The organism is Pseudomonas phoenicis, assembly GCF_047302395.1.
Taxonomy (GTDB): Bacteria; Pseudomonadota; Gammaproteobacteria; order Pseudomonadales; family Pseudomonadaceae; genus Aquipseudomonas.
In genome coordinates, this window is the sequence record NZ_CP154852.1 from 3,792,272 (window position 1) to 3,807,770 (window position 15,499).

Sequence of the window (15,499 nt, forward strand, 5' to 3'; positions counted from 1 at the left end):
ACAGAGTTTCCGCAACGCTACGTTCATCCCGCGGGCTGGCCTAGTCAGCGCGGCCCTAGCCTGAAAGCCTGAAAGCCCACATGTCACAGATTTCTTCACGGGCAATGAAGCCTGATCCTGTCTACGACAAGCCTATACAGACGGCCTGAAGCAAAACTCAACGTCTGTAATAAAACTTGGCGGGCATCTCATAGTTTCGCCCCCGTTCGGAACACCATTGCGAAAAGCTGCCTTCAGGTGCTTGCGCATAAGCTTGCCAATCCGCAACTAGGCACTCGAAGTACCGTACCTCATCGTTCAGATAGCCCAGCTTTTCGGGCTCGGGCGCCTCGGTTATGAGGGCTTTGGCCCGCGCCAGCGCCGAGGAGGCCTCTTCGGGGCTGCCCAAGAACACAGACTCGTCCAGATGATGGGTAGCGTGGTCAACCCATCCCAGTGCGAAGTCGATCAGGATCTTGCGTACGGGCATATCCTCGGGGCAGGCAACGAGGGCTCGATTGAGCAGTTCGGCATCGCGATCGAGCATTCCGAGCCAGCGTACCGGCAGGTTTGCCTCGGCATCCTCTTCCATCCAGGCTTTCAGCGTAGGCATCAGAAACCGAGCGATCAGTGGCTGGGTCATGAACTGGTGTGCTCCCGAGATGCGCATGTTGGCCTCGAGCACTTCGACGGCTGCGCTGCGTGCGGTTGTGCTACCGAAACAACGTGATGCAGCCAGGAATGCCTCAAGCTCGGCAAAGGCCGCGCGGCGTAGCCCCTGTTCTCGATACCGGCAATAGTTCGCCAGCAGTTTCAACTCAGGGCGGGCCTCCAGGCAGTCCGCAACTGCCAGCAGCCCTTGAAAATTAGCTTTGTTCCAGTAGTGCATGCCGATACGCCCCACAAGCTTCAATGATCAGTATTGCGCCATCCCGTACTCGAATTCGCATGGGCTGGCGGGCCATAGCGTGGCTTAGGCGATGAACGATGTCATCAGGCGACGCCGCAGCCCTCATCCGCTCAGCGCAGGGGGGACTCCACACCTCTTGAGTACGGGGCATCGCAGCACTGCACACATGCCTTGGCGGATCGGCTCCCGCGCAAACCGGGATGCCACTTCCGTCCAGACATCCACTCCTCAAAACACCGCCCCAGACACCCCGCGTCGAACTTGCCGCACTGCCCCCCAGTCACATCCATAACCTAACGCGGAGGCACTCATGAGCGGCGAATTGAATCTGGAGCCTCAGCGGCTGACACCAGCGCGCGATGAGGGGGGCTGGTTGCCCTTGGAGGAATATGGTGCTCTGGGCGACGGGCGATCCGTCGCCTTGGTGGGCAGCGACGGCTCGATCGACTGGTGGTGCGTGCCGCACATGGATTCGCCGCCTTTGTTCGACAAGCTGTTGGCGCCGGCCACGGGTGGTTTCTTCGCGCTCAGGCCGGCGGTGCCTTATTCGATCGAGCGACGCTACCTGACTGACAGCAACGTACTGGAAACGCTGTTTGTCACCGAGCATGGCCAAGTCCGTATGGTCGAGTCGCTGAACAGCGGCCCGGCCGGACGTCTGCCCTGGGCAGAACTTGCCAGGCGTCTGGAAGGCCTGAGCGGTGAGGTTGCCTTCGAGCTGAGCATCGACTTCGGCACCCAGGCCGACACGGTCAGCGGCTACCTCACGCCCACCGGCAATGGCCACGTGTTCCACGCCGGCGACATCCTTGGGATGTTTCTGCATGACGAACAACTGCACATCGAACGCGAAGACGACCTGGGCGTGCGCGCCACTTTGACGATCAAAGCCGGTGAGCGCAGTACCGTGGCCTTGATCGCCGGCCGCAACGAGCCTTTGATCGTACCGCCCATGAAGCTGATCGACGCCCGCATCGATGGCTCGGACCGCGAATGGCGCCAGTGGACCGAGGGCCTGGACTACGACGGCCCTTACCAGTCGCTGGTGCTGCGCAGCGCATTGGCGTTGAAGCTGCTGTTGTCGTCGCCGAGCGGCTCGATCATGGCCGCGGCCACGACCTCGCTACCGGAGCGCATCGGCGGCGACAAGAACTACGATTACCGGTTTGCCTGGGTCCGCGATGCGGGCTACACCATCGAGGCGTTTCTCGGCATCGGCGCGCAGCTCGAGGCCAAGGCAGGCTTCACCTGGCTGCTCAACCGCCTGCAGGAGCATGGCGCCAAAGTCTTCTATACGCTCGACGGCGCGGTCGGGCAGGGCACGCGGCCCATCGACTTGCCTGGCTACAAGCATTCGCCGCCCCAGGTGGGCAACGATGCCACCGACCAACTGCAGCACGGTGTGTTCGGCGACATCTTCGAAACGGCGCGCTGTTTCATCGACTGCGGCGGTGTGCTGGATTCGGGCAATGCCGTGATGCTGTCGAGGCTGGCCGATCAGTGTGCGGACCTGTGGCGTCAAGCCGATTCCGGCATCTGGGAGTTGCCGGAAAAGCAGCACTACACGCAATCGAAGATCAGTTGCTGGCAGGCCCTGAGCCGTGCCATCGAGCTGGCCGACCGTGGTCATTTGCCGACCACGTGCCGCGACCGTTGGGACCGTGAGCGGCAACGCATCGAGCAGTGGATCGAGACCCATTGCTGGAACGAGCAGAAGCAGGCCTACAGCTTCTATGCCGGCAGCGACGGGCTGGATGCGTCGATCGCCTTGGCCGTGCGTTTTGGCTATCCCCATCAGGATCGCTTGGCCTCTACGCTGGCGGCGGTGCACCGTGAGCTGGGCTGCGGTGCGTTCCACTACCGCTACAGTGGTGCGGATCAGGAGGAGGGCTGTTTCCTGGCATGTACCTTCTGGCTGGTCGAGGCCTGGGCGCTGCATGAGCAATGCACGCAAGCCGAGGAAACCTTCCGTGCCGCCGTCAGGGGCTTGGGCGCGGGCGTTGGGATCTACTCCGAAATGGTCGATCCGCACAGCGGTGCTTTCCTGGGCAACTTACCGCAGGGGCTGACGCATCTGGCTTTGCTGCGCGCAGCACGCTCATTGGGGGGTGCCAAGCCAGATCGTTGAGGCATCCATGGCGGCTTGCACGCGTAGAGGGCGATGCCCTCCGCGCGTGCAAATTGGCGACTCCCGATCCTGGGCCGCCTCTACGATCGGGCAGGGTTTGAGGCTTTGGTTTATGCCTGCTACGCTCGCGTTCCGAAGGAAGGAGGGATCGATGAGGAAATTGAAAATCACCGTACTGATGGCTGGGTTCGTGCTGATGCTCATGTCTGTCATCGTCTCCAGTCTGGAAGGGGTCACTGTCAACCACTGGCGTTTGCTGGCCGTCCCGCTCTACCTCGGCCTGGCTCTGTCGTTCTGGAAGTGCGCGCGCAGATCGTGCGCTGGCTGAGCCCGGATAGGCATTCCACCCTGCGCTGGACGAATGGCTCAAAGGCGTGATCGTTCACCCGCCACTTTGAATAACCGACGCCATGCTGCCGGTTGAAACTTGACCGCTTTAATCTTCCGAAAGGGATTTCAATCTTTCCCAAAGCGTGTCGATAGCGTGATTACTCCTATGAGTTTTTACGAGAAACGCTATGTCGCTAAAAAATGCTCGTCTTTCCACCAAGCTGCTGACGGCTTTCGGCGCCTGCGCCGTCATTACCTTGGGCGTGGGTCTGTTGGGCAGTCGGGGCATAAGCCAGATGTCGCAAAGCCTGGGCTCGGTCTTCTCCAATAACCTGGTTTTCGTAGCGAAAACCGCTGAGGCGCGCTCGGAAGCGATTGCCCAGCAGCGCGATCTCTACGCGCTGATCACTGCCAACGCTGAAGGGGCTCCTCAGGCGACCAAGGACGGCATCCTCAAGAGCATGGCGACCAACCAGGCCGCGAGCGAGCGGGCGTTCGCGCTCTAACGACGAAATTCGCCAGGCCGCCACGGGCCACGGCGGTCAATCAGATGACCTCTTCGGTGGATGGGGTAGCCCGCAACGCCGTTTCCACCTCGCAAGCTTCGCGTACGGCCACCGATCAGGCCAACCATGGGGTGACCCAAGCCCGTGGCGCTGTGACGGCGGTCAATGGTTTCGCTGTGGTGGCCGACGAAGTCCGGGCATTGGCTGCGCGCACAAAGGCCTCGACCGTGGAGGTCGAGCAGATGATCGGCTCGGTCCAATCCCGTGCGGATTTGGCTGTCGTGGCTATGGACAGAAGTCATTCGCTGGTGGTCAACACCCAGCAATTGGCGATGGCGACAGGCGAGGCGCTCGAGCAGATCGCTGCCGGCATCGCCAGCATCAACGACCGTAACCTGGCGATCGCCAGCGCCTGTGAAGAACAGGCGCAAGTGGCGCGGGAAGTGGACAAGAACCTGGTCAACATCCAGGACCTGTCGACACAGACCGCCGCCGGGGCGCACCAGACCACCGCGTCGGCGCAGGAGCTGTCACGCCTGGCGATCTCGTTCAACGACTTGGTGGGGCGTTTCAAGCTGTCGTTCAGTGCCATCCTGGGCGCCTTGCTTATGGAGGTAAGTCGATCGGCCTACCCGAAAGCCAAAAAAAACCCGCATACGTGAGTGTGCGGGTTTTTGTTTCCAGGGCAGGCAACGGCAAGGAAGGATGGCGCGGCTCATGCCGTACGACGCAGCACGGTGCAGATCCAGCGATGGTTCACTCGGCAAGGTGCGCGCAGGAAGATGATGTCGGCGACACGCTTGAGTCCTTGCTTGCGCAGTTTGGCGGCCAGTTGTACCAGAGTAGCGGCTTCGATGGTCATGGCTGTTACCTCGTCGTTTCGTGCTGGGTTCCTAATTCTTGACTTGGCGGACAGTGAAGGAATTCCAGAATTTTCAGACTGCCCGACCAGCGGTGTAGGCGCTTGAAAAAACAGGAAAAAAAGAAAACCCGCCAGGGGAGGGCGGGTTAAATGATTAGAACGTACGAAGCAGTTTCAGAATGCCTGGGCAGTTGTCAGAAAATCGTGAAGGCTGTGTCGACAAGGTGTCAGATGGCTAGATTCCATGGAAAAAAGCCCGCTCTGCGTGAGCGGGCGAAGTGCTTGAAGGGAGCGTAGCCAGGTTGTGCCAATAGGGTTATGCCCGGATTAACGCCCAAAGAATTGCTTGGCGCGGCAATCCGATCTATACAGGCTGTTTCTTCAGGAGTAGCTGCATGCGCGATGACGACGATGTTCACGAGCCTGAACACGATCACCTGCTGGACCGGGAGTTCTTTGACGATGAACCCGAGATCGACGAAGCCCAGGTGCATGATGTCGAAGGAGGGGCTACGGACGACCTGGACGACGAAGACTTCGATCATCCCGCCTGGCACGACAGTCCCGATGATTGATCCAGGTTGGCGACAGGAGCGCGAGCTGCCCTGCCCAGAAGGAGATACGAATTTCTCTTGAGGTGCCCAGGCCTCCAGCGAATCGCGGGCACAAAAAAACGCCCGAAGGCGTTTTTTCGAATCATGGTGCGAGTGGCGGGACTCGAACCCGCAAGGCTCACGCCGGCAGATTTTAAGTCTGCTGTGTATACCAATTCCACCACACTCGCACAGTTGAAAGGGTCAATGCGACCAGCGACTTCCCTCACCGGAAGTGCCTCTCGATCAAGCGCGCTTTATAACCCGATGTTATAGCGCAGTCAACCAAAACTGCTTCATGGGCGTATGCCAGCTGCGATCTGCCGAAGGTTTTCAATCGTCATATGCAACTGCTCGCTCTGATTGGCCATGGTGGCCATTGCGTCGCTCTGCCCCGTACGTTGTAGATAGCGAGCGTGACCGCCGAGTGCAGCGCGCAACGATTCCAGTTGCAGGGCCGTGGTGATCAGATCGTCTCTGATCGAGCGCATACGCGAGTTAGCCAGTTCCAGGATGCTCCATCCGCAGTCGAAGAACGAACATCCCCCCTTGCGCTGGACATGCCCATGCAGGCGCCATCCTGCGAAATGGGAGGACATGGAAGATTAGTGATGATCGTCGGTCTTGCCGGCCGTTTTACTCGCTTCGATGCGTTTTTGGATTTCTTCACGATGCACTTGAATGTCTTTCGGTGCGTCGATGCCGATTCTCACTTGTGAGCCGCTGACACCTAGAACCATGACTTTGATGTTGTCGTTGATGACGATCACTTCGCCAGCCTTGCGCGTGAGTATCAGCATGTACTTCTCCTTGATGATGTCTGTAGCCACTGCGCCTCAGGCCCAATGGTGAGGGCTTTGCCCTTGTCCGTCTTAGTGAAGACGCTTTCTGTCAGCGGTAATTCCAATCCGAACAATTGGCGAGGGTGGTCGCACAGGTCCGGCCGCAGCCCGAGGCGTCTGTCAATCGTCCTGGGCTACATGGGAGCAAGAATAAGGCGATCTGCCTCGTCTGTGAAATGGCCTGGCATCATGGCATGCATAGAGCGGCTCAATCGGCCACAGGCACAGTATTCAACTGCTGAAGGAAATGCAGCAGAGCGACTTCTTCCTGCTCCATGCCTTTACGTTTGCGAACTTTCGGCAACGCCTCCAGATGGCCCAGGACGAAGTGCTCCAGCACAGCGGGATGGATGTACGACTTGCGGCATACCGCAGGGGTGTTGCCCAAGCGCGAAGCGACCTGGCGCACGATATCGGCCAAATGCCGTTTGGCATGGGTCTCGGGTTGCCAGGCCAGAGGTTTCAGCAGGCTCAGCGCCAGGCTGCTGCCCGCCCAGGTGCGGTAGTCCTTGGCAGTGAAGTCGGCGCCTGTGGTGGTTTGCAGGTACTGGTTGACGTCGCTGGAGCCGATCCGGTGCCGCTCGCCGTCTGCATCGACGTACTGGAACAGCTCTTGGCCGGGCAGTTCCTGACAACGCTTGACCAGCCCGGCCAGGCGTCGGTCGCGCACGGTGATGCTGTGCTCGACGCCGCGCTTGCCGCGAAACTCGAACCGAATCGTACTGCCTTTGACTTTGACATGGCGGTTGCGCAAGGTCGTCAGCCCGTAGGATTGGTTGTCTTTCAAATAGCGCTGGTTGCCAATCCGGATCAATGTGTGGTCGATCAGGCTCACCACCAGCGCCAGCAACTTGGTGCGGTCCAGCCCGGGGCGCGACAAGTCGCGCTCCACGGTACGGCGAAGAGCCGGTAGCGCCTCGGCGAACGCCAGCATGCGCCCGAACTTGTGCGCATCGCGCAGTTCGCGCCATTCGGGGTGGTAGCGGTATTGCTTGCGCCCGCGTGCGTCCAGACCCGTGGCCTGCAAATGGCCTTGTGGATCGATGCAGATCCACACTTGCGTGTAGGCCGGCGGAATGGCCAGCGCGGCGATCCGCTTCAAGGTTGGTTCGTCATCGACGCGCTTGCCATCGGCGTCGTGGTAGATGAAGCGGTCGCGCCAACGCTTGCGCGTCAGGCCCGCGTGGGTGTCGTCGACGTAGTGCAGTGACGCAGGCAGAGGGCAGTCGAGCATGGCAGCGTCCAATGGTGGGTTATCCGGTGGACAACGCCATTGGCCCGGATGCTCAGCCGAGAATCGCCACCGCTTTGATTTGTGCCCACAGCCGCTGGCCGGGGGCTATGTGCAAGTGGTCCGCCGAATAACGGGTGATGCGGGCCAACAGCGCGTGCTGCCCGGCATCCAGGCCTACCAGCAGATGGGCCGGGTTGTCCGCTGGCTGGCATTGACGCACCTGCACGGGAAGGCGGTTGAGGATGCTCGAGGGTTGCTCGGCGTTCAGCGCCAGGCTGATGTCGCGGGCCTGCACCTTGATGCGCAGCACCGTGCCGGGTGCCTGCTCGGTATGCGCGATGCGCAGCGTGGTGTCGTGCAGGCCAGGCAAGCGCAGTTCGAGCAAACCATAGGGCTTGTCGAAGCCGATCACCTCCGCTTGCAGCACCACACCGGCATCTTCAGCCTGGCTGAGTGGCAGATCCAATCGGTTGAGCAGGGTGGACAAAGGCCCGCTGGCTTCAATCCGGCCCTGCTCGAGCAGGACCAGATGATCGGCCAGCCGTACCACTTCGTCCTGACTGTGGCTGACGTACACCACTGGAATGTCCAGCTCGGCATGCAGGCGCTCCAGGTAGGGCAGGATTTCGCGCTTGCGGCTGGCATCGAGCGCGGCCAGCGGCTCGTCCATCAACAACAGCCGTGGGCTGGTCAGCAACGCCCGGGCGATACCCACGCGTTGCGCTTCGCCGCCAGACAGCGTGGCGGGTGCGCGTGCCAGCAAATGACCGATGCCCAGCAGTTCGCAGGCCTGCTCCAGGCCCACCCGGCGCTGCTTCGGGGCGACACGACGCCAACCGAATTCGAGGTTGCCACGCACCGTCAGGTGGGCGAACAGGCTGGCTTCCTGGAAGACATAGCCGATGGCGCGCTTATGGGGTGGGACGAACACCCGTCGCGCGCTGTCTTGCCAGACCTCGCCATTGACCTCGACCAGACCTTCGCTGGTCGGCTCCAGACCCGCCAGGCTTCGCAGGCAAGATGTCTTGCCCGAGCCCGAGTGGCCGAACAGTGCGCTGACGCCGCGGCCAGGCAACCGTAGATCGACGTCCAGGGTGAAATCGCCGCGCGCCAGGCGCTGACGTACACTGATGCCGTTAGTCATCTCAACCCCAACCTGCTTTGTCGCGGCGCGGGCCGTAGAGCATCAGCAGCACCAGGAAAGAAAACACCAACATGGCGCCGGCCAACCCATGGGCCTGGGCGTATTCCATGGCTTCGACGTGATCGAAGATCTGTACCGACACCACGCGGGTCTTGTCCGGAATGTTGCCGCCGATCATCAGCACCACGCCGAATTCGCCAACGGTATGGGCAAAACCGAGAATGCTGGCTGTGACGAAGCCGGGCTTGGCGAGCGGTAGCACCACGTGCACGAACCTGTCCCACGGGCTGGCGCGCAACGTCGCTGCAACTTCCAGCGGCCTTTGGCCGATGGCGGTGAAGGCGTTCTGCAGCGGCTGCACCACGAACGGCAGCGAATACACCACCGAACCGATCACCAGGCCGGTGAAGCTGAAGACCACGGTGCCCAGGCCCAAGGCGGCCGTGGTCTGGCCGATCCAGCCATGTGGGCCGAGCGCCAGCAGCAGATAGAAGCCGATGACCGTAGGCGGCAGCACCAGCGGCAAGGCCACCAGCGCGCCGATCGGGCCGCGCAGCCACGAGCGGGTGCGCGTCAACCACCAAGCCAGGGGCGTACCCAGCACCAGCAGGATCAGGGTGGTGAGGCCGGCCAGCTTCAGGGTCAGCCAGATCGCGCCCAGGTCACTGGCGTCGAGCATCAGATTTCATAGCCATAAGACTTGATCAAGGTTGCGGCTTTAGGCGTCCTCAGGTAATCGACCAGGGCGTTGGCCGCCGGGTTGTCCTTGCCTTTGTTGAGGATCACCGCATCCTGGCGGATCGGCTCGTGCAGGTTGGCCGGCACGAGCCAGGCCGATCCCTCGCTGACCTTGCCGTCCTTGTAGATCTGCGACAGCGCCACGAAACCCAACTCGGCGTTGCCGGTGGAAACGAATTGGTAGGCCTGGGTGATGTTCTGCCCTTCGACCAGCTTGGCGCGCGTGGCATCGGTCAGTTTGAGCTGCTGCAGCACTTGCGTGGCCGCAAGCCCATAGGGTGCGGCCTTGGGGTTGGCGATGGACAGGTGTTTGAAAGCGTTCTTGCGCAACACTTCGCCCTTGCCGTCGACGTAGCCGGGTTTGGGCGACCACAGCGCCAACGTGCCGATGGCGTAGGTGAAGCGCGACCCAGGCACGATGGCTTTCTCCTGCTCCAGTTTGGCCGGTGTGCTGTCGTCGGCCGCCAGGAACACATCGAACGGCGCGCCGTTTTTGATCTGTGCATAGAACTGACCGGTCGAGCCATAGGAGGCGACCAGGGTATGGCCGGTGTCTTTTTCGAAATCCTTGGCCAATGCCTGGATCGGCGCTGTGAAGTTGGCAGCGACCGCCACCTGGACTTGATCGGCCCAGGCGCTATTGAGCGTGAACAAGGCAGTGAGGGCGACGAGGGTTGGGCGTAGACGCATCGGGAGGCTCCAGCGGGCAGGTAGTCGTTATGGCGCCGACTATATAGCGACTGGACCGCCCGCGGGAAGTGGCTAATCGGGTGCGGAATCTCACGGGGGGCTAGCGCCCCAGTTGGTCCAGGGCGGCTTGGGCGATGTCGCGCGTCAGGGCCTCGGCCGGTACGGCGCGCCCAAGGCGCAGGCCCTGGCCAGCCCACTGATTACTGAAATCGCTGCTGCCCCGAGCTTCGCTCAAGGCGCGCAACGGCATCAAAGCGCCGCCGGCCAGGGGGAATGCGGGTGCCACTGCGCTCATCGGGCCCAGTTCACGCATCAACCGGTTATTGATGCCGCGAGCCGGGCGCCCGGTGAACAGGTTGGTCAGAGCCGTATCGGCTGAGGAGGCGGTGAGCAAAGCGTGCCGGTGGGCTGCGGAAACCTTCGCCTCGGGACAGAACAGGTAAGCAGTGCCCATCTGCACGGCACTGGCGCCCAATGCAAGCGCGGCCACCAGTCCGCGATGGTCGCCGATGCCGCCCGCAGCGATCACGGGTAGGCCGACGGCGTCGGCGATCTGCGGTACCAGGGCCAAGGTGCCGATCTGCGTGGTGATGTCCTCGCTCAGGAACATGCCACGATGGCCGCCCGCCTCGTAACCCATGGCGATGATCGCGTCGCAACCCTGTTCCTCGAGCCACACGGCCTCGGCGACCGTGGTCGCGCTGCCGAGCACTTTGGCACCGGTGGCCTTGACCCGCTGCAGCAAGGGTTCTGGCGGCAGGCCGAAATGGAAGCTCGCCACCTCGGGACGCAAGGCTTCCACCCACTGGCAGCTCTGTTCGTCGAAAGGCTGGCGGTTCGACACCGGTGTCGGTGCCTGCATGTCCGCGCCCAGTTCGGCGTAATAGCCTGCCAACGCTTCTTTCCAGCGCGCAGCGCGTTCAGGATCGGGGGAGGGCGGCTGGTGGCAGAAGAAATTCAGGTTCAGCGGTCCGTCGCAGGCCTGGCGAAACGCTGCCACTTCGGCCTGCACCTGGGCGGCATCGAGCATGGCGCAAGGCAGCGCGCCCAGGCCGCCGGCACGGCCTACGGCAATCGCCAGGGGTGACCCGCTGGCGCCTGCCATCGGGGCTTGCAGAATGGGCAGTTCGATACCGAGCAGATCAAGGATTCGCTTATCCGGCCAAGCATGCATGCGCCACCTCCAGACTTTTCGTTATGTAGGCAAAGCTACAGCGCTTTGCTGACCTGTATATCGCTGATCTTGCTGACGTCATCGCCGTGGATCTTGCGAAGCGCATCCAGCGCCTGTTCCTGCGAAGCGTCGCTCAGCACGGCGAAATCCCAGCGACGTTGGCCGTCGAGTTTGTATTTGATGACGTATTTGAGGTTCTGGGTCATGGCGGCTTATCTCAGCTGGGACGTGGAGCGTCGAATGATCTTGATCTTGTGGGTGAAGGTCGGCTTGCGCGTAACCGAAATCGCCCGGGTGGTGACGGTGTCGAGGGTGATGTTCCAGTATCCGGAGCTGGGCACGGTGATCTTGGCGGGAAACTTGTCGAAGGCACCGCCGTGGTAGGTGTGGCGACCGCCGTTCTTGAAACTGCGGAAGTTGGCGTCGTTCATCAGACGGATGTTGCAGGGCTGGGAAGACTCGATGACGACGATATCGTCTTCATTCAAGTGTTCGCGTTGGTGGACGAATTTCATGTGTTGCTCCGCACGGACGGTCTGAAAAGCGCCGACTTTATCACGATGTTGGGAATTTCCGCCGCGCAGCGCTGGCCGGCGATCAATCGCATCGTTCATCGGAGCTAAATGCGTTGGCGGTGGTCAACACAGGTTTGGAATTGCAGGAGACAGGCGAATGAAATGGGTTGTAGCTGCGTTTTCTCTGGTGCTCGCCGGTTGTGCCAGCGTGTCCGAGCTCGAGCAATCGCACGAGACCATGGATGTGATATCGGGTAAGTCGCCACGCGAATATGCCGACTGCATCAAACAGACCTTGGCCAGTAGCCGCGATCCTTTGACCGAAGAAGTGCAAGGTGAAGGGTTGCGCTTGATCGTGCCGCAAAAGCTCGGTGCCGGGGCAGGCCCCGCAGCATTGGTCGAGATTCAGAAGCGCAGCAATGGCAGTGCGATCAAACTGCGTGAACGTTTGAGCAACTTTCCGCTGCGTCCCGGCGATGTGCGCGATGCAACGACCGCCTGCATTTCCGGTTAGTGAGGCTGATCGCAGTGCGTTCCTGTCATGGCCGGGCCTGGTGCGAAAGCGTTTCTGGTTCGCCTCTCCCTAAGCCTTCGCAGTTGGGCGGGAACTATCCGCATGAATATCGGCCGAAGCCCATTAGTCGTGGCATGAAGCCCCGCCTGGGCGGGCATTGTAAGGTACGTGCCGCCTGATTAGACTGCGCCAGAGCCACATGGCCATACCCTCTTTAAGGACGTTTATGATCAAGAAATGCTTGTTCCCGGCAGCCGGTTACGGCACCCGCTTCCTGCCTGCTACCAAAGCCATGCCCAAGGAAATGCTGCCGGTGGTCAACAAGCCGTTGATCCAGTACGGCGTCGAGGAAGCACTGGATGCTGGCCTCAAGGAAATTTCCATCGTCACCGGTCGCGGCAAACGCGCTCTGGAAGACCACTTCGACATCAGCTACGAGTTGGAAAACCAGATCAAAGGCACCGACAAGGAAAAGTACCTGGTCGGTATCCGCCGTCTGCTCGACGAGTGCTCGTTCTCTTATACCCGCCAGACCGAGATGAAAGGTCTCGGCCACGCCATCCTAACCGGCCGCCCGCTGATCGGCGACGAGCCGTTCGCGGTAGTGCTGGCGGACGACCTTTGCGTCAACCCTGAAGGCGACGGCGTACTGACCCAGATGGTCAAGCTGTACAACCAGTTCCGTTGCTCGATCGTGGCCATCCAGGAAGTCGATCCGCAGGAAACCCATAAGTACGGCGTCATCGCCGGCGACATGATCCGTGACGATATCTACCGCGTCACCAACATGGTGGAGAAGCCCAAGCCCGAAGACGCGCCGACCAACCTGGCGATCATCGGCCGCTATATCCTCACGCCGGACATCTTCGACATCATCGCCAATACCGAGCCTGGTAAAGGGGGTGAACTGCAGATTACCGACGCACTGATGAAGCAGGCGCAAAGCGGCTGCGTGATCGCCTACAAGTTCAAAGGCAAGCGGTTCGACTGCGGCGGTGCAGAGGGCTACATCGACGCGACCAACTTCTGCTTCGAGAACTACTACAAGTCCGGCAAAGCCTACTGATCGACCTGCAGCGGCGCGCGGCCAATGCCGTGCGCTGCTGGCAGTCGTCGGCTTTAACCGCCAGACTGCACGTACCCGGCCGATTCGATCGGCAACAACCACCTTGGGGTGGTTTTTTTTTGGAGTTCGAATAATGGCCTACGATTTCGACCTGTTCGTGATTGGCGCAGGTTCCGGTGGTGTACGCGCCGCGCGCTTCGCTGCGGGCTTCGGTGCCAAGGTGGCGGTTGCCGAAAGCCGCTACCTGGGCGGCACCTGCGTCAACGTCGGCTGCGTGCCGAAGAAACTGCTGGTCTATGGCGCGCACGTCGCCGACGAACTGGAGCAGGCCGCTGGCTACGGTTGGAGCCTGGAAGAGGGGCACTTCGACTGGGGCACCCTGATCGGCAACAAGAACCGTGAAATCGAGCGGCTCAACGGCATCTACCATAAGCTGCTGGTCGACAGCGGCGTGACCTTGCTGCAAGGCCATGCGCGCCTGACCGGCGCCCACGAAGTGGAAGTCGACGGTCAGCGCTACAGCGCCGAGCGTATCCTGGTGGCCGTGGGCGGTTGGCCACAAGTGCCGGACATTCCTGGCAAAGAGCTGGCCATCACCTCCAACGAGGCGTTCTACCTCAAGCAATTGCCCAAACGCATGCTGGTGGTGGGCGGCGGTTACATCGCCGTCGAATTCGCCGGCATTTTCCAGGGCCTGGGCAGTGCCACCACCTTGCTGTACCGCGGTGACCTGTTCCTGCGCGGCTTCGACGGTTCGGTGCGCAGCCACCTCAAGGAAGAACTGGAAAAGCGCGGTCTCGACCTGCAATTCAACAGCGACATCAAGCGCATCGACAAGCTCGACGACGGCAGCCTGAAAGCGACCTTGAAAGATGGCCGTGAGTTGATCGCCGACTGCGTGTTCTACGCTACCGGCCGCCGACCCATGCTCGATGGTCTGGGGTTGGAGAACACGGGTGTGGAGCTGGACGAGCGCGGCTACGTGCGCGTCGACGAACATTACCAGACCACCGAGCCGTCGATTCTGGCGATCGGCGATGTCATCGGCCGCGTCCAACTCACACCCGTGGCACTGGCCGAAGGCATGGCCGTCGCCCGTCGACTGTTCAAACCCGAGCAGTTCCGCCCGGTCGATTACCAGAACATCCCCACCGCTGTCTTCAGCCAGCCGCCCATTGGCACGGTCGGCTTGACCGAAGAGCAGGCGTTGGAAGCAGGGCACAACGTGCAAATCTTCGAGAGCCGATTCAAGCCGATGAAGCTGACCCTCACCCAGAGCCAGGAAAAGACCCTGATGAAGCTGGTGGTGGATGCCGACACCGATCGGGTACTGGGTTGCCACATGGTCGGGCCGGATGCCGGCGAAATCGTCCAGGGTCTGGGCATCGCGCTCAAGGCCGGTGCTACCAAGCAGCAGTTCGACGAGACCATCGGCGTGCACCCGACCTCTGCGGAAGAGTTCGTCACGATGCGCACCGCTACGCGCTGATCGCTCGATCCGTCGGGCCTGCGCACGTCGCCGCTAAGCGACTTCGCAGGCCCGTCCATGAGCGCTGTCCTCGGCGCTCAGTACCATCGCTTCTATTGATATCCCGCCTTTATAGCCAAAACCAATCACCAGCATCAGGTTTGCCAATGAGCCTTTAAAGCGCTCGTTGGTTAGGATTTCCTCCGTCAACCGATTTCAACCCCTACGAGGAAACGTCTGATGCCTATCATCAACAGCCAAGTCAAACCGTTCAACGCGACTGCCTACCACAACGGTGAGTTCGTTCCAGTGAGCGAAGCCGACCTGAAAGGCAAGTGGTCCGTCGTGTTCTTCTACCCGGCCGACTTCACTTTCGTCTGCCCGACCGAACTGGGTGACCTTGCTGACAACTACGCCGAATTCCAGAAGCTGGGCGTAGAGATCTACGGCGTGTCGACCGACACCCACTTCACGCACAAAGCCTGGCACGACACCTCCGACACCATCGGCAAGATCAAATACCCGCTGATCGGCGACCCGACCCAGATCATCTCGCGCAACTTCGACGTGCTGATCGAAGAAGCCGGTCTGGCTGACCGCGGTACCTTCGTGATCAACCCCGAAGGCCAGATCAAGATCGTCGAAATCAACGATGGTGGCGTAGGCCGCGACGCCAGCGAACTGCTGCGCAAGGTCAAGGCTGCTCAGTACATCGCTGCCCACCCAGGCGAAGTCTGCCCGGCCAAGTGGAAAGAAGGCGAAGCCACCCTGGCGCCATCGCTGGACCTGGTCGGCAAGATCTAAGC

Annotated in this window: 18 protein-coding genes, 1 tRNA gene and 1 pseudogene; 8 read left to right on the plus strand and 12 right to left on the minus strand. The window is 61.1% G+C overall.

Features of this window, described 5'->3' with window-relative positions; translation table 11 throughout:
- Nucleotides 1–157: 157 nt before the first annotated feature.
- Nucleotides 158–868: a hypothetical protein gene (locus AA0Z93_RS17230; RefSeq protein WP_413047739.1), complete on the minus strand. Its 711-nt coding sequence runs from the start codon at nucleotides 866–868 to the stop codon at nucleotides 158–160.
- Between the two features lie 394 nt (nucleotides 869–1,262).
- On the opposite strand from AA0Z93_RS17230, the gene AA0Z93_RS17235 reads away from it, so the two are divergent.
- From AA0Z93_RS17235 to AA0Z93_RS17245, 3 genes and pseudogenes are all read left to right on the plus strand, one after another.
- Complete coding sequence (locus AA0Z93_RS17235; protein ID WP_413048410.1) at nucleotides 1,263–3,017, plus strand: glycoside hydrolase family 15 protein; 1,755 nt, start codon at nucleotides 1,263–1,265, stop codon at nucleotides 3,015–3,017.
- Nucleotides 3,018–3,168: 151 nt separating this feature from the next.
- A complete protein-coding gene (locus AA0Z93_RS17240) occupies nucleotides 3,169–3,345 on the plus strand; it encodes a hypothetical protein (protein WP_413047738.1) in 177 nt (58 codons plus the stop codon).
- Nucleotides 3,346–3,535: 190 nt separating this feature from the next.
- Nucleotides 3,536–4,431, plus strand: a pseudogene (locus AA0Z93_RS17245) (methyl-accepting chemotaxis protein); the annotation flags it as partial.
- A gap of 137 nt (nucleotides 4,432–4,568) precedes the next feature.
- Here the strand turns inward: AA0Z93_RS17245 and AA0Z93_RS17250 are convergent.
- On the minus strand, nucleotides 4,569–4,715 hold the full coding sequence (locus AA0Z93_RS17250) for a hypothetical protein (protein ID WP_296267565.1): 147 nt from the start codon (nucleotides 4,713–4,715) through the stop codon (nucleotides 4,569–4,571).
- A 395-nt stretch (nucleotides 4,716–5,110) separates the two neighbouring features.
- On the opposite strand from AA0Z93_RS17250, the gene AA0Z93_RS17255 reads away from it, so the two are divergent.
- A complete protein-coding gene (locus AA0Z93_RS17255) occupies nucleotides 5,111–5,290 on the plus strand; it encodes a hypothetical protein (protein WP_413047736.1) in 180 nt (59 codons plus the stop codon).
- Between the two features lie 124 nt (nucleotides 5,291–5,414).
- Here AA0Z93_RS17255 and AA0Z93_RS17260 read toward each other — a convergent pair.
- The 10 genes from AA0Z93_RS17260 to AA0Z93_RS17305 all read right to left on the minus strand — a co-directional run bounded on the left by AA0Z93_RS17260 (nucleotide 5,415) and on the right by AA0Z93_RS17305 (nucleotide 11,645).
- Nucleotides 5,415–5,499: transfer RNA gene (locus AA0Z93_RS17260), tRNA-Leu, on the minus strand.
- Between the two features lie 105 nt (nucleotides 5,500–5,604).
- Nucleotides 5,605–5,907 (minus strand): hypothetical protein, encoded by a 303-nt coding sequence (locus tag AA0Z93_RS17265; protein WP_413047735.1) that lies wholly within the window; start codon nucleotides 5,905–5,907, stop codon nucleotides 5,605–5,607.
- A gap of 6 nt (nucleotides 5,908–5,913) precedes the next feature.
- Nucleotides 5,914–6,108 (minus strand): carbon storage regulator CsrA, encoded by a 195-nt coding sequence (csrA, locus tag AA0Z93_RS17270; protein WP_413047734.1) that lies wholly within the window; start codon nucleotides 6,106–6,108, stop codon nucleotides 5,914–5,916.
- Nucleotides 6,109–6,358: 250 nt separating this feature from the next.
- The gene (locus tag AA0Z93_RS17275) at nucleotides 6,359–7,384 is read right to left on the minus strand and encodes a DNA topoisomerase IB (protein ID WP_413047733.1); all 1,026 of its coding nucleotides are present in this window, start codon (nucleotides 7,382–7,384) and stop codon (nucleotides 6,359–6,361) included.
- 52 nt (nucleotides 7,385–7,436) lie between these two features.
- Complete coding sequence (modC, locus tag AA0Z93_RS17280; RefSeq protein ID WP_413047732.1) at nucleotides 7,437–8,528, minus strand: molybdenum ABC transporter ATP-binding protein; 1,092 nt, start codon at nucleotides 8,526–8,528, stop codon at nucleotides 7,437–7,439.
- Between the two features lies 1 nt (nucleotide 8,529).
- A complete protein-coding gene (modB, locus tag AA0Z93_RS17285) occupies nucleotides 8,530–9,207 on the minus strand; it encodes a molybdate ABC transporter permease subunit (RefSeq protein ID WP_413047731.1) in 678 nt (225 codons plus the stop codon).
- Nucleotides 9,207–9,956 (minus strand): molybdate ABC transporter substrate-binding protein, encoded by a 750-nt coding sequence (modA, locus tag AA0Z93_RS17290; protein ID WP_413047730.1) that lies wholly within the window; start codon nucleotides 9,954–9,956, stop codon nucleotides 9,207–9,209. Before modA ends, modB begins: the two co-directional genes overlap by 1 nt.
- Before the next feature lie 100 nt (nucleotides 9,957–10,056).
- Complete coding sequence (locus tag AA0Z93_RS17295; RefSeq protein ID WP_413047729.1) at nucleotides 10,057–11,130, minus strand: NAD(P)H-dependent flavin oxidoreductase; 1,074 nt, start codon at nucleotides 11,128–11,130, stop codon at nucleotides 10,057–10,059.
- 35 nt (nucleotides 11,131–11,165) lie between these two features.
- Nucleotides 11,166–11,336 (minus strand): hypothetical protein, encoded by a 171-nt coding sequence (locus AA0Z93_RS17300; RefSeq protein WP_413047728.1) that lies wholly within the window; start codon nucleotides 11,334–11,336, stop codon nucleotides 11,166–11,168.
- Nucleotides 11,337–11,342: 6 nt separating this feature from the next.
- The gene (locus AA0Z93_RS17305) at nucleotides 11,343–11,645 is read right to left on the minus strand and encodes a DUF1883 domain-containing protein (protein ID WP_413047727.1); all 303 of its coding nucleotides are present in this window, start codon (nucleotides 11,643–11,645) and stop codon (nucleotides 11,343–11,345) included.
- 157 nt (nucleotides 11,646–11,802) lie between these two features.
- Between AA0Z93_RS17305 and AA0Z93_RS17310 the strand changes: the two genes are divergently transcribed.
- From AA0Z93_RS17310 to ahpC, 4 genes are all read left to right on the plus strand, one after another.
- On the plus strand, nucleotides 11,803–12,159 hold the full coding sequence (locus AA0Z93_RS17310) for a hypothetical protein (RefSeq protein ID WP_413047726.1): 357 nt from the start codon (nucleotides 11,803–11,805) through the stop codon (nucleotides 12,157–12,159).
- Nucleotides 12,160–12,385: 226 nt separating this feature from the next.
- Nucleotides 12,386–13,225, plus strand: a complete 840-nt coding sequence (galU, locus tag AA0Z93_RS17315; protein WP_413047725.1) for a UTP--glucose-1-phosphate uridylyltransferase GalU — start codon at nucleotides 12,386–12,388, stop codon at nucleotides 13,223–13,225.
- Between the two features lie 133 nt (nucleotides 13,226–13,358).
- Nucleotides 13,359–14,714 (plus strand): glutathione-disulfide reductase, encoded by a 1,356-nt coding sequence (gene gorA, locus AA0Z93_RS17320; RefSeq protein WP_413047724.1) that lies wholly within the window; start codon nucleotides 13,359–13,361, stop codon nucleotides 14,712–14,714.
- A gap of 219 nt (nucleotides 14,715–14,933) precedes the next feature.
- Entirely contained in the window at nucleotides 14,934–15,497 is a 564-nt protein-coding gene (gene ahpC / locus AA0Z93_RS17325; RefSeq protein WP_413047723.1) for an alkyl hydroperoxide reductase subunit C, read from the plus strand.
- Nucleotides 15,498–15,499 lie beyond the last annotated feature (2 nt).